Here is a 22,589-nt window from a genome sequence, read left to right as displayed (position 1 = left end):
CATTTCATTTTATAGGCATATTTAAGCCCTCTTTCAGTTGTTTTGCTTTCGCTTTTCCGATGACTTCGCCTAATTCTTCGAGCGAAGCTTCTTTGATGCGCTTTACGCTTTTGAATTTCTTCAAGAGGGCTGTTTTGCTTTTTTCGCCGATACCTTTGATATCGTCCAGCTCGGAATGGTTCTGCTTTTTACTTCGTTTATCTCGATGAAAGGTAATAGCAAAACGATGTACTTCGTCTTGAATGCGCGTCAAAAGGTGGAAAAGCGGACTATCCAATTTCATCCCGATGACTTCGGGCGGAAATCCAAAGAGCAGTTCTGCTGTGCGGTGATGGCTATCTTTGGCTAATCCTGCGATAGGTATCGATAGATGTAATTCATCCTCGATTACGGAGCGAACCACCTCCATTTGTCCCTTTCCACCGTCGGTAATGATTAAGTTCGGGAGAGGCGTTTGTTCGTCGAGCGCACGTTGATAACGTCTTCGCACCACCTCTTTCATCGAGGCATAATCATCCGGCCCTACCACCGTTTTGATATTGTATTTCCGATAATCTTGCTTTGAAGGTTTCCCCATTTTGAATACCACGCAAGCGGCTACGGCATCACTCCCTTGTATATTCGAATTGTCGAAACATTCGATTTGAACGGGAAGTTCTTTCAAATGTAACATATCCTGAATCTCTTTTAAGAGGCGCGTATTTCGTTGTTCTGGGTTCAACTTCTCGGCTTGTTTCAGTTTGTCTATTTTGTATTGCTTCCCATTCATAATGGAAAGGTCGAGCAATTTTTTCTTATCGCCCCGTTGCGGAATAGTAAAGTTGACGCCTTCTAATGACATGTCAATAGGAAAAGGAACAATAATCTCTTTGGCTCGACTTTGGAAACGTTGACGCATTTCGATGATACCAAGTGTAAGCAATTCTTCTTTGCTTTCATCCAGGCGTTTTTTATATTCGAAAGTATATGCTTGTACAACGGCACCATTCCCGATATGCAGGTAATTGATGTATACCGACGGATCATTTTCTGTAATTGAAAAGACGTCGATATTGTGAAGCATGGGAGGAACTACAGTCGATTTTGAACGGTAATTTTCGATGGCCTCGTATTTTTCTTTGAGTTTTTGCGCCTCTTCAAACTTCAATTCATTTGCGAGGCGTTGCATCTCGTCGAAGAGGTGTCTGCTAACTTGCGAGATATTACCGCGTAAAATCTCTTTGATTTCTGTAATGTTTTGTTGGTATTCTTCGAGGGATTGCAATCCTTCACAGGGACCTTTGCACCGTTTGATGTGATACTCCAAACATACTTTGTATTTCCCTTCGCGAATCGATTCGGGGGTTAATGGATACCGGCACGTGCGAATCGGATAAAGTTCTTTGATGAGCTGAAGCATGACTTTGGCCGTGTATACGGAAGGATAGGGACCATAATATTTCGAACCGTCCCGCACAATGTTTCTTGTCTGATAAACGCGCGGGAAGTATTCATTCTTGACTACAATCGAAGGGTATGTTTTATCGTCTTTCAATAATACGTTGTATCGGGGACGGTATTGTTTGATGAGATTGTTCTCAAGTAGGAATGCGTCCTCTTCAGTTTCTACTACGAAGTATTTGATGTCTCGTATTTGTTTTACCAATACGCGCGTCTTGATGTTATCCTGCTGCTTATTGAAATAGGATGAGACGCGACGCTTTAGGTTTTTTGCCTTCCCTACGTATATGATTGTTCCTTTCTCGTCAAAATATTCATAGCAGCCGGGCTTTTCCGGTATGACGGATATGATGTTTTTTATGTGCTCAAGCGTATCGGTGCTCATTGCTCTTTGTTTATTCTTTTCTTCGATTATCAGTTGTTTATGCGCATTTGGTGAAGTAATGTTTCACGTGGAACATTCATCTATCTTCCCAATAGAACCAATAGGATATTGATGTCGCTGGGCGAAATGCCGGGGATACGGCTTGCTTGGGCGATGGTCTCTGGGTCTATCTTTGTAAGCTTTTGTCGTGCTTCCGTAGACAATGCCTGGATGCTGTTGTAGTCAAATTTGCCTTTGATTCGGATGTTTTCAAGTCGGTTGATTTTGTCCGCTATCATTTGCTCTCGTTTGATGTAACCGCTATACTTGATGAGTATCTCGGCGGCTTCGATGATTTCCTCTTTTCGGGCAACCGGAACTTTGTCGAGTTCCGCCTTCAGCGCCGGAATCAACTCGGCCAGCTTGTTTAAGTTCAATTGGGGGCGAAGGACGAGGTCGTGCAATTTGCATCCATGTGCCAGAGGCGTGGTGTCTAATTTTTCCAACCCTTCATTTATGTATTGGGGCTTTACCGAATAGGTTTCGCAAAAATGGATGATAGCATCTCGGTATTCTTTTTTCTCGTTTAATAATTCGTATCGATGCGCATGGGCCAATCCTAATTGGTAGGACTTTTTGGTCAATCGCATATCGGCATCATCTTGCCGGAGAAGGATGCGATATTCTGCGCGAGAGGTAAACATGCGGTAAGGCTCGTCTACGCCTTTCGTGACTAAATCATCGATGAGTACGCCAATATAGGCTTCGTCTCTGCCTAACACAAATGGATTTCCTCCATGGCAATTGATGTGCGCATTGATGCCTGCGACGAGCCCTTGTCCGCCGGCCTCTTCATACCCAGTGGTTCCGTTGATTTGTCCGGCGAAGAAAAGATTCCGGATTCGTTTCGTCTCGAGCGTATGGTTGAGTTGCGTCGGGTCGAAGAAATCGTATTCAATAGCATAACCTGGTCGGTATATTTGCACATCGCGAAATGCAGGAATGGCTTGCAAAGCGCGAAGCTGGATATCGAGTGGGAGAGAAGACGAAAATCCATTCAGATAATATTCTTGTGTGTTCTCTCCTTCCGGTTCCAGAAATAATTGATGCTGGTTTTTGTCGGCAAACGTTACGATCTTTGTTTCAATGCTAGGGCAATATCGCGGGCCGATGCTTTGGATTTGTCCGTTGTAGAGCGGAGAATCCGGTAATCCTTCGCGAAGGATTTCGTGGCAACGTTCGTTGGTGAAGCAGGTCCAGCAACTGAGTTGTTTTAATTCTCGATGCGATGTATCGAGGTAAGAGAACTTGTGAAAATCATTTTCGCCCGGTTGTTCGGCCATTTCATCGAAATGTACGCTTCGGGCATCAATGCGTACGGGCGTTCCTGTTTTCATGCGGGCGGATTGGAAACCCAATGAGACGAGTTGCTCGGTTAGTCCGGTAGAGGCTGGTTCAGAAATACGCCCTCCTCGTATTTGTGTCCGTCCGATGTGCATTAATCCATTTAGAAAAGTCCCATTGGTAAGGATGACGGCTCGGGCCTGAAATTCGACACCCATGCAAGTACGCACTCCGCAGACACAATCTTCTTTGACGATTAGTGAACAGACGGTATCTTGCCACATCCATAGGTTTTCGGTGTTTTCTAAGATATGTCGCCAGCATTCGATAAAGCGAGCACGATCGCTTTGTGCTCTGGGACTCCACATGGCCGGTCCTTTGCTCCGGTTCAACATGCGGAATTGGATGGCGGTACGGTCGGTGACGATACCCATATATCCTCCTAATGCATCTATTTCGCGTACAATTTGTCCTTTGGCGATTCCTCCTACGGCTGGGTTACAACTCATTTGTGCAATCTTGTTCATGTCCATTGTGATGAGCAAAGTACGTGAACCTAAATGGGCCGAGGCCGCAGCGGCTTCACAACCGGCGTGTCCGGCACCTACCACTATTACATCGTAATCAAATCTCATTTCTTCTAATCTTTATTTCCCGTGCAAAGATAGTCAGAATTTGCGTAAAGAAATAGTGGAAAATAAGAATGAAGAAGCGTATAAAAATCAACAGGCCGACGGGATGATTCCTCTGCCGGCCTTTTCTCTGTTTTTTATTCTTGGAATGCTTCTTTCAAATGATGGTCGATGGTTCCTTTGTGTCCATTTGTGGGATAACCGCTCCATGTCTTTATAATTTCTCCTTTGGGCGAAATGACAAAGAATGTAGGAAATCCCCACACTTGGTAAGCGCCACATAAACCAGTATATCTTTGTTGCAAATCGCTCCATTGGTTTCCTTCCATATGATATTTGGCAACAAGGCATTTCCAGTCGGATACATTGCCAGAGAAAAAACTCACGACTTCCAGTTTGTCTTTATAACGTTCCGCAACCTCCTTTAATTCTGGAATGGCTGCCATACAAGCGGAACAACGCGAGGACCAGAAATCAAGTAAAATGTATTTCCCTTTGAATTCGGCGAGCTGATGCATATTCCCTTTGAGGTCGAATAGTACTCCATCCGCCATCGGTTCTCCGACTTGGACTTTAGGAGGAATGTAAACGTGGGCTGCTATTTGGGCGCCAATAGGTGTCATGCGCACCTTTTCTGGTACCCGTTCGTAAAGCGCTTTTACTTGGGCTACATAGGCGGTGTCTTTCTCTTGATCGATTTGTGTCGCTACATGCCGGTAATGGTAATACCAAGCGGGAGAGACGGACGTTTCCTTTAACAAAGCAAATTCTTTTTGGGCAATGACACGGCCCAGCGAATCGATTTGGAATTTCAATGAATCCAATGCTTGTGTAGCTCGAAGCTGGAACGCACGATCTCCTTCATGCTTCATTCGTTCGTCCATCCATTTGTGACGGGCAAGCATTGCTTGCATCTTAGCTTGTGATTCCCTACGGGTGACTTCGATGAAACGGTTCTCGACGGTTTGTTCGGGGAGGTCGCTTTTTACCTTCCAATGTTGCACTAAGCGATTGCGGCCTTCAATTTGTATTTTTTCTCCAGGGGCGACCCAAACAGGCAAAAGCACTTTGGGAAAAAGCTCCCCTTGGGCGCGAAGCAAGAGGCGTGGATAATCTTTCGGTACGGAATCTTGGAAGTAGAACATTCCGTTCTTCAAAGAGTCTTTCGCCAAGACTTCATATCCGAAAGGTTTGTCCGCAAGCAGTTCAAGTACGACGCCATCCGGTACATGTTGCAAGTTTCCTTGAATCGAAAACAGTTGGGTCATTCCATGCTGACAAATGCAGCCCAATGCCAGTCCGATGATTATTTTATTCCATTTCATTTTCATTTCCCTTTAAATAGCTTTTCCATCTTCTTTTTTAAAGCTCCTTCCGAATAGCCATTCCAAATCTCTTCTATCATTCCTTCCGGAGAAATAAGGATATAAGTGGGATAACTTTGGATTTGATAAGCGGCGGCCAGTCCGGCATATTCAAGCAGGTCGTTCCATTGGTTGCCTTCCAGCGACCGTTCAAGCACGTATTTTTTCCAGACAGCTTCTGGGCTGATGCAAATACTAACTACGGATAGTTGCTCTTTGTAGCGCTCGGCCACTGCTTTTAGTTCCGGTTCTGACATAATGCAGGCACCGCATCCCACAAACCAGAAATCAAGCAAAATGGATTTGCCTTTTAATTCCGCCAAGTGGTGTACCTCGCCATTTACGTCATACAAATCGGCATCTGCCATCGCATCTCCCACCTGAACTGCTTTAGGCAAATTCATGTAGCGGCCGAGCTTTTTCCCTTCGGGCGTTTGTTTCTCGGATTCGGAAAGCCGATTATATAACGCTTTTATTTCATCTACATAGGGCGAGTTCGGGTCGAACGCTAGCGAATGCGCATAGTGTATATATTCGTTGAACCAAACTCGGCCGATAGGCATTTCCTTAAGTGCCGCCAGTTCTTTAGGCGTCATGGTCTCCTCAATCTTTTCTTCTTCCATTTTGAGGGAATCCAATTTCATCCTTGCCATTTGACGGATGGAATCATTTTTCGCTTCTTGTCCCAAGCGATACCATTTGTTTTGTTCCACTGTATTGCGTCCTTTCTCTTTCCATTCCGCCCGCACGGCCTCCAAAAGGATATTCTGGTCCTTTTGTTCTTGGATATCGCTTTCTACTTTCCAAGTCCGGAGATACGGGTCTTCTCCTGTCACTGTGACTTTCTTTCCAGGTGCAAGCCATACATCTGCCCAAGTAGGAGCGAAATGATCGCTGATTCCGTACAGGTTGTATAATCTTGTATGGGAAATGGTATCGCGAAACGAGAAATGCCCTTGTTCCAGCGTATCCCTCGCTACTTTGATTAATGCCCCATCCTCTACTCGGCAGAGGTAAAGAACTTCTCCATCCGCCACATTCTCCAGTGTCCCTTCAATTAAAAATTCATTCTCTGCCACGCTGGGTTCAGTCGTGCACGATGTCCACACGCATCCAGCCATAAGGCCAACGGTTAGCCAAATGTTTCTCTTTTTCATATCTTGTATGTTTTAAAATTACAATCATAGCAAAGGTAGAGATTTTTCCAGTAGGTCGGATACAAATGTTTCCGAACCCTTTTTAGCGGCGAGACCTCGGAAACAAAAGTGTAGGATAAGCCAGAGGCTTTTTCTTCTCCTTCACGATCGTGTAGGATAAGCCGGAAATTTTTTCTTCTCCTTCACGATAGTTTCCAGGCTACCGACATTGGCGGGAAGTCGGATACAAATGTTTCCACATTCTTTCGTACCTTTGCAGCCAGAAAACAACAAGGAAATCGTATGGCAATCTTTTTTTATGCGGAAGACACGGAGCTTCCGGCTATCAACCAAGAAGCCGTGGCGGGTTGGGTACGCGAAGTGGCCCAGACGTATGGCAAGCGTGTGGGCGATGTGAGTTATATCTTTTGCTCGGACGCGAAGATTTTGGAGGTAAACCGCCAATATCTCCAGCACGATTATTATACCGACATCATTACATTCGACTATACGGCGGGCAATCGCATCGGGGGCGATTTGTTCATTAGCCTCGATACGGTCCGCACGAACGCCGAGAAGTTCCATACCTTATATAATGAGGAGCTGCACCGGACCATCATCCATGGCATCCTCCACCTGTGTGGCATCAACGACAAAGGACCGGGCGAACGTGAAATCATGGAGGCGAACGAAAATCGCGCGTTGGCTATCCTTCCGGACGTGTGCCGATAGACCGTGCTTTTTCTTTTTTCATGCAGCATTTTCCCCTTCATTTGCATTTTCTATGTTAGGAAACGACTAAAAGAATATACGATGAAGAAAAGCATGAAATGTAAAAGCTGGATGCTGCTGGCGATGGCGGCAGTTTCCGCGTTGGGATTCCAATCTTGTTTGGATGATGAGGATGATTATGCGTATCAAGTAATGGTGCCGAATGCGATAGTGACGGTAAAGACAACGGCCGACGATGGTTTCTACCTTCAGCTGGACGATTCGACGACACTCTTACCAGTCAACCTTACAACCTCTCCTTTTGGCAAGAAAGAGGTGCGCGCGTTGACAAACTTTACTCCCGTAGACCAACCGACAGGCGGCTATACGCAGGCGGTAAATGTGAATTGGATTGATAGTATTCTGACGAAACCCATGGCGCCGGATTTAGGTTTGCAGAACGATTCGGTGTATGGCGTCGACCCGGTCGAGATCGTAAATGATTGGGTGACGATTGCCGAGGATGGTTACCTGACGCTCCGCTTCCGTACGGCTATCGGAGACCAATCGTCGAAGCACTTTGTCAATCTTCTGAAGGGCGACGAACCGTACGAAGTTATCTTCCGCCACAATGCTTTCGGAAGTACGTATGGCCCGATGGGCGATGGGTTGGTGGCCTTCAAACTCGATAGCTTGCCCGATACAAATGGAGAAACCGTTAAGTTGAAACTCGTGTGGGAATCCTATAGCGGTGAGAAAACGGCCGAGTTTAATTATTGCTCGCGGAAGTCCACATCGGCCAGCGCATCGATTGCGTCCGAACGGAGCACATTGAATATGCAATAAGAACAGAAAGGCACACAGATGGAAACGTTTCAGCGTTTCGTCTGTGTGCCGTTTCTTTTAAGTGAAGAAGAGATAAGCCATCGCAATGGCGGCAATCGCACCCGCTAAATCGGCTAAGAGCGCGCAAGGCACGGTATAGCGCGTATTCTTAATCCCGACACTTCCATAATAGAGTGCCACGACGTAGAAGGTGGTATCGCACGAACCTTGGACAATGCACGAAAGCCGACCCACGAAAGAATCCGCGCCATACGTATTCATGGCATCCAACATCATGCCCCGCGCCCCACTGCCACTAAGTGGTTTCATCAGGATGGTGGGCAATGCTTCTACAAAATCCGTGTTTAACCCCATCGAGCCTACGCCCCAACGAACGCTATCTATGAGAAAATCCATCGCTCCGGAAGCTCGGAAGACGCCAATGCCCACCAATATCGCTACTAGGTAAGGGATAATCGTAATTGCCGTTTTGAATCCCTCTTTCGCCCCTTCGATGAATGCTTCGTAAACGTTTATCTTCTTCCGCATTCCGCAAACGATAAATCCGCAAATGATGGTAAAGAGGAGCGTATTGGCAAAAAGCGTGGAATAAAGCGAAACCTCTTCCTGGTCCATGCTGCGGAAGAGAAGCACCAGTCCACCAATCAAACTCCCCATGCCGAGAAAGAAGAGCAGCAGGTTGCGTTGGAGGATATTGATGCGCTGTTTGAAGCAAACAGCCAAGATGGCCACCAGCGTGGAAGTGAACGTAGCCAGCATAATCGGGAGGAAGACATCTGAAGCGTTCGCGGCACCGAGCTGGGCGCGATACATCATGATGGTAATCGGGATGAGTGTTAGTCCCGAGGCATTGATGCAAAGGAACATGATCATCGCGTTGCTCGCTTCGTCTTTTTGAGCATTGAGCGTTTGGAGCTCCTGCATCGCCTTCAGCCCCATCGGGGTAGCGGCATTATCTAATCCCAGAAGATTGGCGGAGAGGTTCATGAAGATAGAACCTGTCGCCGGATGGTCTTTCGGCAAATCGGGGAAGAGTTTACTAAATACAGGCGATGCGATCCGGGCAAAGGCTTGGATGACGCCTCCACGTTCACCAATCTTCATGATGCCAAGCCAAAGGGAAAGGATGCCGGTCAGCCCGATTGATATCTCGAATCCTGTCTTGGCCGAATCGAACGACGCGTTAATAATCTCGGTAAATACGCCTGTGTCTCCTGCGAGCAATAACTTCCCCATCGCTACGATAAAGGCGATGAGGAAGAAGGCAATCCAAATATAGTTTAGTACCATTTCTGTTTTTATTTTGTCGCAAACTTACAACAAATCGGTGGAAAAAAACTCAGGGTGCCCCAATCTTTTTCCGGAAATGCCCAAGGAAAAGAGGAAAACCGCCGAGCAAATCTCTATCTTTAGGTTAAAGATATATATCTGCAGCCTAAAGATACGTATCTGCAACTTGAAGATATGTATCTTTAAACTAAAGATAGAGAAAGTCTCCCGGCTTTCCACTTTAACATAACGGGCAACGATTTTTATGCACGTTATAAGAGGAAAACTGTACCTTTGTAAAAGACTAAAGAGTATATTGAGTATGAAATGGTTGATGCTTTTGCTTTGTTTGCTTTCCGCTCCGCTTTCCGCACAGCGGTTGATGCACGGAGCATTGTTGGGTGGAGGTATCGGGTTCACGCATAACTTGAAGGCGAATCCAGAATGTTATGAATACGGCAGGCGGGGATATATTTTTAACGATACGTTCGACTTTACGCTCTATCTGGGCTATCGTTTCCGCTGGAGTTTGCCGAAGAATGAACGCGTGTTCTTCGATACAGACATCACATTCCGTTATAATAAACTGGGTGTGCACCGTGCCTATTATTCGGAAAATAAGCCGGGAGAGCTGACGCCCATGTGGACTATGCGCAACGGACACGGGCAATTCGCGCTGCCCCTCTCGGTAAACTATCGTCTGGTGAAAGGTTTGTATGCCGGTATCGGTGTGGAGCCGGTGTGGGATATCAGTACTTATTCGCCGGACGACATGCCTTTCTTCTGTATGCAGTTCGACCTGCCGGTGCATGTGAAGGTAGGTTATACAATAAGTAAAAGGGTGGACATCGCGTTGGTGTACCGCTATGGGTTCTTCAATACGATAAACAGAAGTAACGAAATAGCTTCGAATTACGACAACAGAGCCTATTTGGACGGTAACCTTTCTGACCTAAGCCTCTCCATCTTCGTACCATTTGTTGCGAAATAAAGCGTATCTTTGCGGAGAGAAAAGATAATAGAAAGGAATATAGGATAAAGATATGGCAAGAATATTAGTAACGTATGACATGTTCCGCGAGGGATTCAAGGAACTGGAGGATAAGTATGAGGTGACGTTCCCCACGGGACGGGATTTCACCTATGAAGAGGTGTATGAGATGTTGCCGGAGTATGACGTGCTCTGCTCGATGTTCGACTTCCCGGTGAATCGAGAGTTGATTGACCATGCGCCGAATCTCCGGCTGGTATCGAATTATGCCGTTGGCTATAACAATATCGACGTGGCCTATTGCTTGGAGAAGGGTATCACGGTAACGAACACACCGGGACCGGTCACGGCGCCGACCGCCAACATCGCTTTGGGCTTGCTGCTCGATACGGCACGCCGCATCACGGAGTGCGACCGCAAGCTCCGCAACCAGACTATCCGGGTGGGTGTGCTGGAGAATCTCGGCGCGCCGGTCACGGGGCAGACGTTGGGCATCATCGGCATGGGGCGCATCGGGAAGGCGTTAGCGAAGCGGGCCGTGGCCTGCGGTATGGAGGTTATCTATTATAAACGGCATCCGCTCTATATCGACGAGGAGACAAAGCTCAACGTCACGTATGCCTCGAAAGAGGAGCTGTTGAAGCAATCCGATTTCGTTTCGATTAACGCACCTTATACGCCGGAAACGCATCACCTGATAGGCGAAGCAGAACTGCAGATGATGAAGTCCTCGGCTATTCTGATAAACACGGCACGCGGTCCGCTGGTCGACGAGCATGCCTTGGTGAAGGCGTTGAAGGAGGGGACGATTCGTGGCGCGGGATTGGATGTATTCGAGTTTGGCGATTATCCGCTCCCCGAACTCTTGGAGCTGGACAATGTGGTCCTCACGCCGCACATCGGCACGCAGACCTACGAGACGCGCGTTGAGATGGCACAGACGGTATGCAATAACGTGATTGGTTTCCTCGAAGGAGACCGTCCTATCACCCGCGTCCTTCGCCCATGAGTACTTCCGAACAGATTATCGCCGAGCTTCGGCAGATAGGCACGCCCGAGAAGGCCGCTCATCTGAGCAAGTTCTTCAAGACGGGCAAGGGCGAGTATGGCGAGGGCGATTGTTTCTTGGGGATTCCCGTCCCCGAGACGCGCCGCGTGGCCAAAGCTCATTTGGATACGCCCTTCGAGGAACTGCATCGGATGCTGGAGTGCCCGTGGCATGAAGTGCGCCTCTGTGCCCTCCTTATCCTGGTGGAACGTTTCAAGCGGAAGAAAACGACCGACGAGGAGCGGGCAGAGATTTATCACTTCTATCTGCAACATACGCGCTGTTGCCACAACTGGGACTTGGTGGATTTGAGTTGCCCGGCGATTGTGGGCGGGTATCTCTTGACGCAATCCGACCGTAGCCCGCTCTATCGCCTGGCGGAGAGCGATTGCCTCTGGGAACAACGCATCGCCATGGTCTCTACCTATACCTTTATATATAATAGGCAGTTCGACGACGCCTTGACTTTAGCGCAGCAGCTAATGACTCACCGGCACGATTTGATGCACAAGGCCGTCGGCTGGATGCTCCGCGAGATAGGTAAGCGAGACCGCCCCGTTCTTTCCACTTTCTTGGAAGAATATGCATCGCAGCTTCCCCGTACCGCCCTCCGCTACGCTATTGAGCATTACCCCGAAACGGAGCGGAAACGTTATTTGGCGAAAAAATAAACTGCAATTGCTCCGCTAGAGTCTAGCGACGAAATTGCTTTGTTGTAATTTGCTCCTTGAGTCTCAGTGGAGGAATTTCCCTGCGGAAATTCCCGCCTGTTCCATGGGGTTTTGAAATAAAACTCCTTACCTTTGCACGTCAATCTAAAGATTCAAACGAAATGGGACTCTTTTTTATCCTCTTGGCCGTCGCTTATTTGTTGGGCAATGGTTATATTTATTTTCGCAGTTGGGAGGTATTGCACCTCGTTCCGGTGGCGGCACGATGGGGGCTATCCCTGCTTTATTGGGCAGGAGCCTGCTCGCTCTTCTTCGTGTTTGGCAACCGGGAGATGCCGACGGGCACGGTGGCGCACGCGCTTTATTATCTTTCGACCGGGTGGCTCATCTTTACGCTATACTTGGTCATGCTGTTATTAGGTACCGATATCCTCCGGCTTTTCCACCTCGTATTTCCACACCGGTTTATAATTTGTTTGGGGCTGACTATCGTGCTTTTAGCAGGCGGATATATCCATTATTCAAATCCGAAGACAGAAGTTATTCACTTAGATATAAACAAGCCGCTGGCCGGAACGGACGAGTTGCGCGTGGTGGCGGTGAGCGATATCCACCTGGGATATGGGACGACCAAAGCGCGTCTCCAGCGATACGTCCGGATGATAATGGCCCAAAAGCCGGACCTTATTCTGATTTCGGGAGATATGATAGATAGCAATCTCTTTCCCGTAAAAGCCCAGGCGATGGGAGAGGAGCTGTCTCAACTCCGCGCCCCGTTGGGCATTTATATGGTGCCGGGAAATCATGAGTATTTGAGTGATGTGCGTCGGTGCAGGGAGTTTGTGCAACAAGAGACGCCCATTTGCTGGTTGCAAGACAGTACCGTTGTCTTGGCCAACGGATTGCAAATCGTGGGACGAGACGACCGAAGCAATCCGCACCGGGAATCACTTGCAGAGCTTGTCCGCCCGCTGGATTTGCAACGCCCCCTTATCGTACTCGACCACCAGCCTGCGCATCTGGAAGAATCCGTCGAAGCCCGTGCCGACCTGCAATTCAGCGGACATACGCACGACGGGCAGGTCTGGCCGTTGAATTATATCACCCGCAGCCTGTTCGAAGTCAGCCAAGGATATAAGCGCATCGGCGAGACGCACGTCTATGTCTCGGCCGGACTCTCGCTGTGGGGGCCTCCCTTCCGCATCGGAACCAGTAGTGAACTCACCCTCTTTAAAATCCAGTTCAAGCCATGAAAGTATTCTTGCAATCCATCGTCGCCCAGATTCTGTTGAATGCCTATATTTATTGGCGTGGGCGGCAGGCGCTACCGGAAAGTCGAGCGTGGCGCATCCTGTATACCTGCGTATTTGTAGTAGAGCTTTTGCTCTTCTTCTCCGGCTATCTGTTCCATAAAGATTTGCCCGACGCGTGGTTTATTCCGATTATGAATATATGCAATACGTGGTATATCGGTAGCCTCTACATCACGTTGGGCTTGCTCCTCCTCGAAGCGGTGCGCTGGAGCCAGAAACGGTGGAAATGGTTGCCGCGCGTCATCGCTTGGAATTGGAAAGAAACGAAGCTCGCGCTCTTCTTCCTGTTTATCGCGGCAGATGTGCTCCTCCTGGTAAAGGCGCACGACAATGTAGAGAATCCGGCTGTGCGGCATATCCATATCGACCTGCCTCGCGGAAGCAGTACCCGCGATAGCCTGCGCATCGTGATGGTCTCAGATACCCATTTCGGAGAAGTCATCGGAAAGCGCGAAGCTCAGCATTTGGTCGAACTCAGCAACGCGCAACATCCGGATATGGTTCTATTCGTAGGCGACTTGCTTGATTACGAATCCCGCTTTGCCGAGAATGCCCATATCGAAGAAGACCTGCGCCGCCTCCAGGCTCCGCTCGGCGTCTATTCCGTCTATGGAAATCATGAATACCGGGCGAACTTCCACGCCAAAGAGCGGTGGATACGCAGTTGCACGACGTTATTGAAAGATTCCGTGGCCAGTCCCGATGGCTCCTTCTATCTGATAGGGCGCGATGATATGGTGAATAAGAAACGACGCTCGCTCCACGAACTCCTCGCAGGATTGGACACGACCAAGCCGCTCATCGTCCTCGACCATCAACCGTGGAGCTTCGCCGAAATGCGCATGAACCGCGTCGATTTGGGATTGCATGGCCACACGCATAACGGACAACTTTGGCCCTATCCGCTCGTCATGCGCTTCATCTACGAATGCCCATATGGATATTATGCCCGCGGAGGCGTGCAACATTATGTCTCTTGTGGATATGGATGCGCCGGTCCGGCTTATCGTGTCGGGACACGTTCCGAGTTGATTGTATTACATGTGCGGTTTGTTTAGCGAATCACTACCTTCCGTACCGTATCGCCAATGCGAATGATATAATAGCCTTTGGGAATATGAACCGGATATTCGGCATCAGGTTCTTTTATCTTGATTTCTTTCACCTTGATTCCGACCACGCTATAGACTTCGAGTAGGCTTCCTACGGGCGCGTTCTTTACGCGGATGCAACTATCATAAGCCGATATTTCGATAGATTCGGCATGAATGGTAGAGGTAATAGCCTTGGGGTTGCGTTCCGGGCGTTGTTGGGCGACGGAAGGCAACGTCAAGGCCAAAAGTAAAATGCCTATGGCAGCAATCTTCATATTCCGAATCTTGAACATGATACAAAAGTAGGAAGTTTTGTAGAACTACCGATAGAAATATGCGTTATTTTTTCTCAAGATAGGCGGAAAAGGCGTATATTTGGCCGTTTTAAAGCATGGATTATGGACTTTTACACGCATGTTATCTTGCCGCCTCCCGTTTTCGGGTTTACGTATGAGGATCCTATCTTGCTGATGGGCTCTTGTTTTGTAGAACATATCGGGGCGAAATTGGAAGAGGCGAAATTTCGGATAGACCTCAACCCTTTTGGGACGCTTTACAATCCGGCTTCGATTGCGCAGGCATTGAAGCGGCTTCTCCATCCGGAACCTTTCCTTCCGGAAGATTTGTTTCAAGCGAACGGACTTTACCATAGCTTCAATCACCATAGCCGTTTCTCGGCCGAAACAGAAGAGGCGTGCTTGCGGATAATCAATGAGCGACTGGAGGCTTCCGCCCGTTTCCTTCGTGATAGCAAGCGGCTTATTATCACCTTCGGGACGGCTTGGGTGTATCGGTTGAAAGACACAGGCGAGATTGTGGCGAATTGCCATAAGATGCCAGAGAAAATGTTTGTCCGGAGCCGGCTCTCTATAGGCGAAATCGTCGGGATTTTCAACGATGTTTTGGAGGATTTATGGTTATACTTTCCGGACGTGACCGTACTGTTTACCGTCAGTCCTATTCGTCATTGGAAAGATGGAGCACACGGGAATCAACTTAGCAAAGCGACTTTGCTTTTGGCCATCGACGAATTGACCCGACGTTATCCTTCGCAAACGGCCTATTTCCCGGCCTATGAAATCATGATGGATGAATTGCGCGATTATCGTTTCTATGCCGACGATATGCTACATCCCTCGGAGGGCGCTATCGGGTATATTTGGGAGCAATTCCGGCACTATGCCTTCTCGGCCGAAACAGAGAACGCTTTTGCTGCGTGCGAAGCGATTGCCAAGGCCATTCGCCATCGTCCTTTCAATCCGCAAAGCGAGGCTTACCGGCAATTTATTCTTCAAACTTTGTTAAAGATGGAACGACTTAACGAGAAATTTCCGTTCTTTGACTTCTCAAAAGAACGAATGTTGTTAAAGTCTAAATTAAAGTAAACAATGGAGTATGCAATAACAGACGTTGCCCAGATTATCGGGGCAAAAACCAATACGTTGCATGAAGCGACCATCAGTATATTACTTACCGATAGCCGCCGGTTGTCTTTCCCTGAGACTACGCTTTTCTTCGCTTTGCCTACGAAGACGAACGACGGGCACCGGTATGTGCAGGATTTATATAAACTTCGCGTGCGGAACTTCGTCGTGAGCCGGATGTTGCCCGAGTTTGAGCGTATGACGGATGCGAATTTCTTGCTTGTCAAAGATACGTTGCGAGCCTTACAGAAGTTGGCTATCTATCATCGCAAGCGTTTTTCGATTCCGGTGATTGGCATCACGGGGAGCAACGGGAAGACGGTAGTGAAGGAGTTCCTCTACCAGCTTTTGCATAATGAATTTGATATTGTCCGTTCGCCTCGGAGCTATAACTCGCAAATCGGCGTCCCACTCTCGGTTTGGGAGATGAACGAGAAGAATACATTGGGCATCTTCGAGGCGGGTATTTCCCAGCCGGACGAGATGGAATATCTCCAGCCTATCATCGCGCCGACCATTGGTGTCCTGACCTGCATTGGCGAGGCACATCAGGAGAACTTCATTTCCATGAACCAGAAATGCCAGGAGAAGCTTACGCTCTTTACCGATAGCGAAGCGATTATTTATGATGGCGACAATGCCTTTATCGCCAATGCCATCGAGTCTGCTTGCCTTTCGCATAAAGCGATTGCGTGGAGCCGTACGGATACGGAAGCGCCGCTTTATATCGAATCGATCGAGAAGCGGGCAGACGATACCGTCATCCGCTGCACGTTGTTGGGATTCGACAGGACCTACGTGATTCCGTTTACCGATGATGCTTCCATTGAGAATGTCATCCATTGCCTGGCGGTAATGCTTTACCTCAAGCCGACGAGCGTGAACGATGAAGCCAAGTTTACGCACCTCGAGCCGGTCGAGATGCGTCTCGACGTGAAGGAGGGTATCAACCATTGCTTGTTAATTAATGATACCTATAACTCCGATATTAATTCTTTAGGCATCGCCCTCGATTTCCAGCAGAGCCGGAAGGTGGGCAAGGAGCTGAAATCGACGCTCATCCTCTCCGATATCCTTCAGACGGGCACTTTGCCGAAGTCCCTTTATAAAAAGGTGGTCGATTTGATTGAGCGGAAGAAGGTGGACCGCCTTATCGGCATCGGTCGGGATTTGAAGGAATATGCTTCGCTCTTCCCGGAGAAGCTGGAGAAGGAGTTTTACCTGACTACGGACGAGTTTATCGCTTCGCCCTCTATCCGCAAATTCCAGAACGAACTGATTCTGTTGAAGGGCTCGCGCCGTTTCCATTTCGAGCGCATCTCGGAGTTGCTGGAAAAGAAGGTGCACGAGACGATTCTGGAGGTCAACCTCTCGGCCATCGTGCACAACTTTAATGTGTACCGCTCGAAGTTGCGCCCGGAGACGAAGATGGTCTGCATGGTGAAGGCGTCGGGCTATGGCGTCGGCTCCTACGAATTGGCCAAGACGCTCCAGGAGCATCATTGCGATTACCTCGCCGTGGCAGTGGCCGACGAGGGCGCGGCGCTCCGCAAAGAGGGCATCACGATTCCGATTATCGTCATGAACCCGGAGTTCAGCAGCTTCAATACGCTCTTCGAATACAACCTGGAGCCGGAGGTGTATAGTTTCCGCCTCTTGGGCGCGATGATTCGCGAGACCGAGCGGCGCGGCATCGTCGCTTATCCGGTGCACGTCAAGGTGGATACGGGTATGCATCGCCTCGGGTTCCAGCCCGACGAGGTGCCGACGCTTTGCGAACGGCTTCAGGCGCAGAGCGGCGTGCGGGTGCGTTCGGTCTTCTCGCACCTCGTGGGCAGCGATTCCTATATCTTCGATGATTTCACGCACGCGCAAATCGACAAGTTCCAGCGCGCGGCAGCGGCCTTGGAAGAGGGCTTGGGGCATAAGGTCATCAAGCACATCCTCAACACGGGCGGCATCGAGCGTTTCACGGAATATCAAATGGACATGGTGCGGCTGGGCATCGGCCTGTATGGCGTGAGCGCGTCGGGCATGGCCGGGCTGCAGACCGTCAGCACGCTCCGGACGACCATCCTCCAGATTCAGCACGTCCCTGCGGGCGATTCCATCGGGTATAGCCGTCGCAGCTACGTGGACCGTGATTCGCGCATCGCCATCATCCCGATTGGTTATGCCGACGGGCTGGACCGCCACTTCAGCAACGGGCACGGCGAGGTTGTCATCCGCGGGAAGCGTTGCCCCATTATCGGCAACATCTGCATGGATGCCTGCATGGTCGACGTCACGGATTGCGACGCCGAGGAGGGCGATTCCGTCATCGTCTTTGGCGAGGAGCTGCCCGTCGAAGAGCTCTCCGACCGCCTGAAGACCATCCCCTACGAAATCCTTACCTCCGTCTCGCCCCGCGTGAAACGGATTTATTACTTGGAGAATTAAAGCATTCTTTTAAATACGGCGGCGCGGAGCAATTAATAAGTAACAAGTAATAATGAAAAGCTTCGCGCCGCTGGTTTTCTATAAGTCGTTTCGTTCGAATTGCCGCTTATTTAAGACCATAAAGTGTTAAAAATGAAAATTGCTTCTCTTTTTGTTGTTATTCTGATTTTTACGGCCTACCTTTGTGAAAGTATTTATCAAAAGTTTTTGCTATGCCGACGATATCTGAGTTTTTCGGAATCAAAATTACCATGCGTTTCCTGGACCACAATCCGCCGCATTTTCATGCGCTCTATCAAAAAGACAAAATAATAGTAGAAATCGAGAATGGGAAGATTAAAGGGGAAATGTCTGAACGCGCTATCCGATTGGTGTTGGAATGGCTGGATTTGCATCGTGCCGATTTGAAAGCGGCTTGGGAGAAGGCATCGCAAGGCTTGGAACCGAATCAAATTGAACCATTAAAATAAAACAGCTATGTGGATAGAAGTAACAAACGCGTCTTATTTGGACGGCTATCGCATCTTGGTGCGCTTCAACGACGGGGCGAGCCGGGTGTGCGATTTTTCGGAGTTGGTGAAACGTTATCCGGTGTTCCGGCCGCTGGCCGACCTATCCCTTTTCCGCCGTTTTCGCGTGACGGATACGCTGGAGTGGGAAGATGGCCGAATCGATATCGCCCCCGAATATTTGTATGAAAACGGGGTGCCGGCGTGAATTTTTTTATTCCCAAGCTGGGAAAGCTTCGCGCAGGTTGCAGGAAGGAATCCCAAGCCGGGAAAGCTCGGCGCAGGCTGCGGGAAAGAATCCCAAGTTGGGAAAGCTCGGCGCAGGCTGCGGGAAAGAATCCCAAGTTGGGAAAGCTCGGCGCAGGCTGCAGGAAGGAATCCCAAGTTGGGAAAGCTTCGCGCAGGCTGCAGGAAGGTTTCCCAAAACACAAAGAATGTTAAACATAAAACGTAATAGTAATGAGCGAAATTAATTACCAATTTTCAAGACACAATGCGAAAAATGCACAGCATTTGCAGTTTTCGAAAAACGAATTGATTGCTATTCCGCAAGCCATGGCGACGAAGTATGGATTCATCAATCCGTGGAATGCTTACAATCAGGCGGTTCAGAATCAATCTAATTGTTATAAACCCGAACAAAGCTACCTGGACACGCCGGAAGTAGAAACGACGGACCGGGCGCGGGATGAAGTATTCCTCTTTTATAGTCGGGTGATTCAGGATTATGCGGATTATTGTCCGGATGCAGAAAAAAAGAAAGCGGCCCAGACGTTGGCGCATGCTTTTCGGGAAACGGGAGACGCAACGCGGATGGAATATTCCGGCGAAACGGCGGCGATTGACGATTTAGTGGAAAAATTGCAGGAAGAACCCTACGCTTCCGCATTGACCGTCATGGGGATGGAGGATGCGCCTGAAACGCTCTCTACCTACAACACGAAGTTTAATGAGATCTTCATGAAGCGTACGGACGAAGAACGCAAGCGGGCTTATGCTTCGAATATGAAAACCTTACGGCCTATTACGGATGAAGCCTTCAATTCGTTGGCAAGGACTATCAATGCGCTTTATGCCGTGAACGAATTGACCACACAAGATGAAACGACCCGTCAAGAATTGGGGAAAATCATCGATGATGCCAATAGTGCGATAGTTCGTTTCCGTAAGACCATCGGTAACAGCTCATCGTCGGGTGGCGACGAACCCGAACCCACTCCTGAACCCGAACCCGTCACGCCCGAAATCACCGCCGTTTACCAGAAAGAGGGCGGTGACCCGGAGAATCCGAACCGCATCGAGCGAGGCAAGCAAACCGGCGTAAACTATAAAGGATTTACATTGAAAGGACAAAACGGTACGCTGGAACACGTCATCGGGCTTGTCAATGATCAGGATTACATCGAATGGATTAACCCGGAGACCATCAGCAATGTCACGGAGACCAGCTGCGAATTTACCATGGTCCCTGATTTAACGGAAGGACAATACAAAGTCCGTATCGAGACCTACGACGGCGGCAGCCCATTAGTAGTGGAATATCCAGAGCCTATCACGCTGTGGTAATTTTCAATTGACAATGGAGAATTGACAATTGACAATGAAATGCTTGTAGGGGCGGACCTGGGTGTCCGCCCTATTTTTTTGCCCGCCCCTACGAACGGGGAAAATTGTCCATTGTCCATTATTAATTGTCCATTGTTTTTACTGAATGAAAAGAGAGGGAGGTGGATAAAATATCCTATTTTTTCTATATCTTTGCGGCGTTTTTTAACAATTCATTCATTCGCATAATAAAACACGATTATCTAATTAATAAATAGGAATTATGAAAACTGTATTTAAGAATTTATTGTTTTGGTTTTGCGCATAATACGCTGGCCATCGACCGAGGCTATGCTTACGACATGCGCTACGATTCGCGTGGCGGCTTTACGATGGGCGTGCCCGTGCAATATGACTTCACGGATTGGTTCGGTCTCCGCGCCGAATTAGCTTATGTAGCGAAAGGGCAAAGCGTGCACCGGACGCATTCCTTTGAGGGATTGAAATCGGACATCCGTAATCATTACCTCCAGATTCCGGTCATGGCCAATTTCTCGTTTGGCGGAACCCGCTTGCGAGGATTTGTGAATGCGGGTGCTTACGTAGGCGCTTGGCTCGCCAGCATTGAAAAAGGAATAAATGTAAACGTGTTCGGACATCTCACGGATGCTGAATTGCTGAATGAAAACACTACCTACATTTCAGACGGGAAGCTCGATTTCGATGCGCGCCGGGACAACCGCTTTGAAGCCGGATTGACGGGCGGCTTAGGTATTCGTTACCTCCTGCTTCCCCGGATGGAAGTAAGTTTGGAAGGACGCTGCTATTATGCCCTGACCGACCAGCAAAAAGACTACATGTATTTCCATACGCCGCGCTACAACACCACATTCGCGCTGTTGGCAGGCATCAGTTTTTTATTAGGTAAGTAGACAGATATGAAAACAAACATAAGATATCTTTTCAAGCTCTTTGTGGGAGCGGCCGTCTGGGGAGTGACGTTGTTCTTCTCGTCGTGTCGCGACGATGCGCCCGAACTGTTGAATCCGCAGGAATATGATATTAATAACAATGAAAGTTTATTCCTCGCCTTTTGGCACGGGATGAATAACTCGTATGTATATTGGGATGTAGACCCTACCGATTGGGATGCCATGTACGACCAATACCTTCCCGTCTTTCAGGATTTGGACGAGAAAATGGAGCAGATTCAGATGGCCGACAACGTGTCTGAAGAGGAAGCCGAAGCGTTTGTCCGTGAAATGCAGGAAACGTACGATGAGGCATTCGGCAATATGTGCCGTAACCTAATAGATCACCACTTGGATATCAACATCCAAACCTTTTTGGGCAATGATACGATTCGCGTTAATTTGATGCCCGGAATGAGGGATGAACTGCCTACACGCGATTATTACCACGATTTCGAGACCGTATGGAGACTTTATTCCATCATTTCCTCCATGGAAGCAAACGGGGAAATCGTCGATTTGGTAGGTGGTGTTTTTCCTCCCAATTATCCATTGATTAAGCCAAACGAGAAAGACGCTTCTGCTTTCGCTTCTTATCGGACTGCCGACGGCATCATTTGCCTTCATTTCCCAACGTTTTCTTTCGGTGATTTCGTAGCTGACCCGTCTGCTATTCAGACGCAAGTTATTCGCAATTTTCAAAAACTGATAGACGAGACGCCTGATGTCCGGGGTGTTATCTTTGATGTGCGAGGTAATAACGGTGGTAATCTGGATGACATTTACGAAATCCTCGCCCCGCTTATTGACGAAGATATTCATATCGGCTATGTTCGCACTAAATCAGGGACAGGACGGCTCGACTATGGTCCTTGGACACCCTGCGTAGTACATCCTGCCGAAAATCACCGAAAAATAGATGCGCCAATCGTTGTGTTGAACGACATCTTCTCTATTAGTATGGCAGAAATGTTGTCGATGGCAGTACAAACGTTGCCCAACGGTTGCGTGATAGGCGAACGTACTGCGGGGGGAACAGGCCCATTGTTCGGCGATTTTAATTTCAGTTATAACGGAGCATTTGACAATGGTACAATCCAGGTTAGTTGTGCTACTCTTATGTGGAAGACGGTGTCGGGCGAAATCATCGAAGGCAAAGGTGTTACGCCTGATATAGAGTTTCTTCAGACACCTGAAGTGTACAACGCTATGTGTCAAGGTTCCGACCTGCAACTCGAACGCGCCTTCGAATATATCCGGACAGGAAATATAGAATGACGCATTTATAAGAAATAACTTGTACGACGGCATTGTGAAGATTCAGGTGGTTGGCATGAATTCCCGCAATACCGTCAAAATGTATATGTGATTATCATATCTTTCCGGCCAGTGTCTTTGTTCAGAGAAGGATGCCGAGGGAACAAAATACATAATGAATGATTCCATTTGTTTGAATTTATAATGTGATCTTGTTGTGT

The 22,589-nt window shown here is 48.5% G+C and carries 20 protein-coding genes; 14 read left to right on the top strand and 6 right to left on the bottom strand.

The genetic code is table 11. From position 1 onward, the window contains the following. Positions 1–4: 4 nt before the first annotated feature. The 4 genes from uvrC to B5F77_RS07700 form a co-directional block, all read right to left on the bottom strand. Positions 5–1,825, bottom strand: a complete 1,821-nt coding sequence (gene uvrC / locus B5F77_RS07715; protein ID WP_087329633.1) for an excinuclease ABC subunit UvrC — start codon at positions 1,823–1,825, stop codon at positions 5–7. An 80-nt stretch (positions 1,826–1,905) separates the two neighbouring features. Beyond that, positions 1,906–3,783 (bottom strand): tRNA uridine-5-carboxymethylaminomethyl(34) synthesis enzyme MnmG, encoded by a 1,878-nt coding sequence (gene mnmG / locus B5F77_RS07710; protein WP_087329631.1) that lies wholly within the window; start codon positions 3,781–3,783, stop codon positions 1,906–1,908. 134 nt (positions 3,784–3,917) lie between these two features. Then, positions 3,918–5,105, bottom strand: coding sequence for a TlpA disulfide reductase family protein (locus B5F77_RS07705; RefSeq protein WP_162607968.1), 1,188 nt, complete (start codon positions 5,103–5,105; stop codon positions 3,918–3,920). A gap of 2 nt (positions 5,106–5,107) precedes the next feature. Next, entirely contained in the window at positions 5,108–6,301 is a 1,194-nt protein-coding gene (locus tag B5F77_RS07700) for a TlpA disulfide reductase family protein (protein ID WP_087329627.1), read from the bottom strand. A 282-nt stretch (positions 6,302–6,583) separates the two neighbouring features. Between B5F77_RS07700 and ybeY the strand changes: the two genes are divergently transcribed. Together ybeY and B5F77_RS07690 are read left to right on the top strand one after the other, a co-directional pair. Continuing rightward, the gene (gene ybeY / locus B5F77_RS07695; protein WP_087329625.1) at positions 6,584–7,012 is read left to right on the top strand and encodes an rRNA maturation RNase YbeY; all 429 of its coding nucleotides are present in this window, start codon (positions 6,584–6,586) and stop codon (positions 7,010–7,012) included. Positions 7,013–7,093: 81 nt separating this feature from the next. Next, entirely contained in the window at positions 7,094–7,837 is a 744-nt protein-coding gene (locus B5F77_RS07690; RefSeq protein WP_239445820.1) for a NigD-like protein, read from the top strand. Between the two features lie 57 nt (positions 7,838–7,894). Here the strand turns inward: B5F77_RS07690 and B5F77_RS07685 are convergent, their stop codons facing one another. Further along, entirely contained in the window at positions 7,895–9,127 is a 1,233-nt protein-coding gene (locus tag B5F77_RS07685) for a nucleoside recognition domain-containing protein (protein WP_087329623.1), read from the bottom strand. Between the two features lie 301 nt (positions 9,128–9,428). On the opposite strand from B5F77_RS07685, the gene B5F77_RS07680 reads away from it, so the two are divergent. The 5 genes from B5F77_RS07680 to B5F77_RS07660 all read left to right on the top strand — a co-directional run bounded on the left by B5F77_RS07680 (position 9,429) and on the right by B5F77_RS07660 (position 14,187). Further along, positions 9,429–10,097, top strand: coding sequence for an outer membrane beta-barrel protein (locus B5F77_RS07680; protein WP_087329621.1), 669 nt, complete (start codon positions 9,429–9,431; stop codon positions 10,095–10,097). 52 nt (positions 10,098–10,149) lie between these two features. Beyond that, the gene (locus B5F77_RS07675) at positions 10,150–11,106 is read left to right on the top strand and encodes a 2-hydroxyacid dehydrogenase family protein (RefSeq protein ID WP_087329619.1); all 957 of its coding nucleotides are present in this window, start codon (positions 10,150–10,152) and stop codon (positions 11,104–11,106) included. Continuing rightward, on the top strand, positions 11,103–11,816 hold the full coding sequence (locus B5F77_RS07670) for a DNA alkylation repair protein (RefSeq protein WP_087329617.1): 714 nt from the start codon (positions 11,103–11,105) through the stop codon (positions 11,814–11,816). The genes B5F77_RS07675 and B5F77_RS07670 overlap by 4 nt, the downstream gene beginning before the upstream one ends. A 161-nt stretch (positions 11,817–11,977) precedes the next feature. Further along, entirely contained in the window at positions 11,978–13,069 is a 1,092-nt protein-coding gene (locus tag B5F77_RS07665; protein ID WP_087329615.1) for a metallophosphoesterase, read from the top strand. Further along, on the top strand, positions 13,066–14,187 hold the full coding sequence (locus B5F77_RS07660; protein ID WP_087329613.1) for a metallophosphoesterase: 1,122 nt from the start codon (positions 13,066–13,068) through the stop codon (positions 14,185–14,187). The genes B5F77_RS07665 and B5F77_RS07660 overlap by 4 nt, the downstream gene beginning before the upstream one ends. Here the strand turns inward: B5F77_RS07660 and B5F77_RS07655 are convergent. Beyond that, complete coding sequence (locus B5F77_RS07655; protein WP_087329654.1) at positions 14,184–14,498, bottom strand: hypothetical protein; 315 nt, start codon at positions 14,496–14,498, stop codon at positions 14,184–14,186. The two genes, B5F77_RS07660 and B5F77_RS07655, sit on opposite strands and share 4 nt — an antisense overlap. Positions 14,499–14,621: 123 nt before the next feature. Between B5F77_RS07655 and B5F77_RS07650 the strand changes: the two genes are divergently transcribed. The 7 genes from B5F77_RS07650 (at position 14,622) to B5F77_RS07615 (ending at position 22,389) form a co-directional block, all read left to right on the top strand. Further along, a complete protein-coding gene (locus tag B5F77_RS07650) occupies positions 14,622–15,608 on the top strand; it encodes a GSCFA domain-containing protein (protein WP_087329611.1) in 987 nt (328 codons plus the stop codon). Positions 15,609–15,611: 3 nt separating this feature from the next. Next, positions 15,612–18,086 (top strand): bifunctional UDP-N-acetylmuramoyl-tripeptide:D-alanyl-D-alanine ligase/alanine racemase, encoded by a 2,475-nt coding sequence (locus B5F77_RS07645; RefSeq protein ID WP_087329609.1) that lies wholly within the window; start codon positions 15,612–15,614, stop codon positions 18,084–18,086. 212 nt (positions 18,087–18,298) lie between these two features. Next, the gene (locus tag B5F77_RS07640) at positions 18,299–18,556 is read left to right on the top strand and encodes a DUF4160 domain-containing protein (RefSeq protein WP_087329607.1); all 258 of its coding nucleotides are present in this window, start codon (positions 18,299–18,301) and stop codon (positions 18,554–18,556) included. A 7-nt stretch (positions 18,557–18,563) separates the two neighbouring features. Beyond that, a complete protein-coding gene (locus B5F77_RS07635; RefSeq protein ID WP_087329605.1) occupies positions 18,564–18,803 on the top strand; it encodes a DUF2442 domain-containing protein in 240 nt (79 codons plus the stop codon). A 251-nt stretch (positions 18,804–19,054) separates the two neighbouring features. Then, positions 19,055–20,161: a DUF6261 family protein gene (locus B5F77_RS07625; protein ID WP_140392839.1), complete on the top strand. Its 1,107-nt coding sequence runs from the start codon at positions 19,055–19,057 to the stop codon at positions 20,159–20,161. 269 nt (positions 20,162–20,430) lie between these two features. Continuing rightward, complete coding sequence (locus B5F77_RS07620) at positions 20,431–21,072, top strand: porin family protein (protein ID WP_343225064.1); 642 nt, start codon at positions 20,431–20,433, stop codon at positions 21,070–21,072. A gap of 6 nt (positions 21,073–21,078) precedes the next feature. Beyond that, positions 21,079–22,389, top strand: coding sequence for a S41 family peptidase (locus tag B5F77_RS07615; RefSeq protein WP_087329597.1), 1,311 nt, complete (start codon positions 21,079–21,081; stop codon positions 22,387–22,389). Positions 22,390–22,589 lie beyond the last annotated feature (200 nt).

Source organism: Parabacteroides sp. An277 (assembly GCF_002159645.1).
Lineage (GTDB): Bacteria > Bacteroidota > Bacteroidia > Bacteroidales > Tannerellaceae > Parabacteroides.
The sequence above is the reverse complement of the archived record's forward strand: the minus strand, read 5'-3'. Positions and strand labels throughout refer to the sequence as shown.

Bases quoted from the DNA above. Each gene is read 5' to 3' on its own strand.
- B5F77_RS07675 (WP_087329619.1), top strand. From the start codon at position 10,150: ATGGCAAGAATATTAGTAACGTATGACATGTTCCGCGAGGGATTCAAG.
- B5F77_RS07625 (WP_140392839.1), top strand. From the start codon at position 19,055: ATGAGCGAAATTAATTACCAATTTTCAAGACACAATGCGAAAAATGCA.
- B5F77_RS07655 (WP_087329654.1), bottom strand. From the start codon at position 14,498: ATGAAGATTGCTGCCATAGGCATTTTACTTTTGGCCTTGACGTTGCCT.
- B5F77_RS07690 (WP_239445820.1), top strand. From the start codon at position 7,094: ATGAAGAAAAGCATGAAATGTAAAAGCTGGATGCTGCTGGCGATGGCG.
- B5F77_RS07705 (WP_162607968.1), bottom strand. From the start codon at position 5,105: ATGAAATGGAATAAAATAATCATCGGACTGGCATTGGGCTGCATTTGT.
- B5F77_RS07650 (WP_087329611.1), top strand. From the start codon at position 14,622: ATGGACTTTTACACGCATGTTATCTTGCCGCCTCCCGTTTTCGGGTTT.
- B5F77_RS07660 (WP_087329613.1), top strand. From the start codon at position 13,066: ATGAAAGTATTCTTGCAATCCATCGTCGCCCAGATTCTGTTGAATGCC.
- B5F77_RS07665 (WP_087329615.1), top strand. From the start codon at position 11,978: ATGGGACTCTTTTTTATCCTCTTGGCCGTCGCTTATTTGTTGGGCAAT.
- ybeY (WP_087329625.1), top strand. From the start codon at position 6,584: ATGGCAATCTTTTTTTATGCGGAAGACACGGAGCTTCCGGCTATCAAC.
- B5F77_RS07635 (WP_087329605.1), top strand. From the start codon at position 18,564: ATGTGGATAGAAGTAACAAACGCGTCTTATTTGGACGGCTATCGCATC.
- mnmG (WP_087329631.1), bottom strand. From the start codon at position 3,783: ATGAGATTTGATTACGATGTAATAGTGGTAGGTGCCGGACACGCCGGT.
- B5F77_RS07615 (WP_087329597.1), top strand. From the start codon at position 21,079: ATGAAAACAAACATAAGATATCTTTTCAAGCTCTTTGTGGGAGCGGCC.
- B5F77_RS07645 (WP_087329609.1), top strand. From the start codon at position 15,612: ATGGAGTATGCAATAACAGACGTTGCCCAGATTATCGGGGCAAAAACC.
- uvrC (WP_087329633.1), bottom strand. From the start codon at position 1,825: ATGAGCACCGATACGCTTGAGCACATAAAAAACATCATATCCGTCATA.
- B5F77_RS07700 (WP_087329627.1), bottom strand. From the start codon at position 6,301: ATGAAAAAGAGAAACATTTGGCTAACCGTTGGCCTTATGGCTGGATGC.
- B5F77_RS07685 (WP_087329623.1), bottom strand. From the start codon at position 9,127: ATGGTACTAAACTATATTTGGATTGCCTTCTTCCTCATCGCCTTTATC.
- B5F77_RS07640 (WP_087329607.1), top strand. From the start codon at position 18,299: ATGCCGACGATATCTGAGTTTTTCGGAATCAAAATTACCATGCGTTTC.
- B5F77_RS07670 (WP_087329617.1), top strand. From the start codon at position 11,103: ATGAGTACTTCCGAACAGATTATCGCCGAGCTTCGGCAGATAGGCACG.
- B5F77_RS07680 (WP_087329621.1), top strand. From the start codon at position 9,429: ATGAAATGGTTGATGCTTTTGCTTTGTTTGCTTTCCGCTCCGCTTTCC.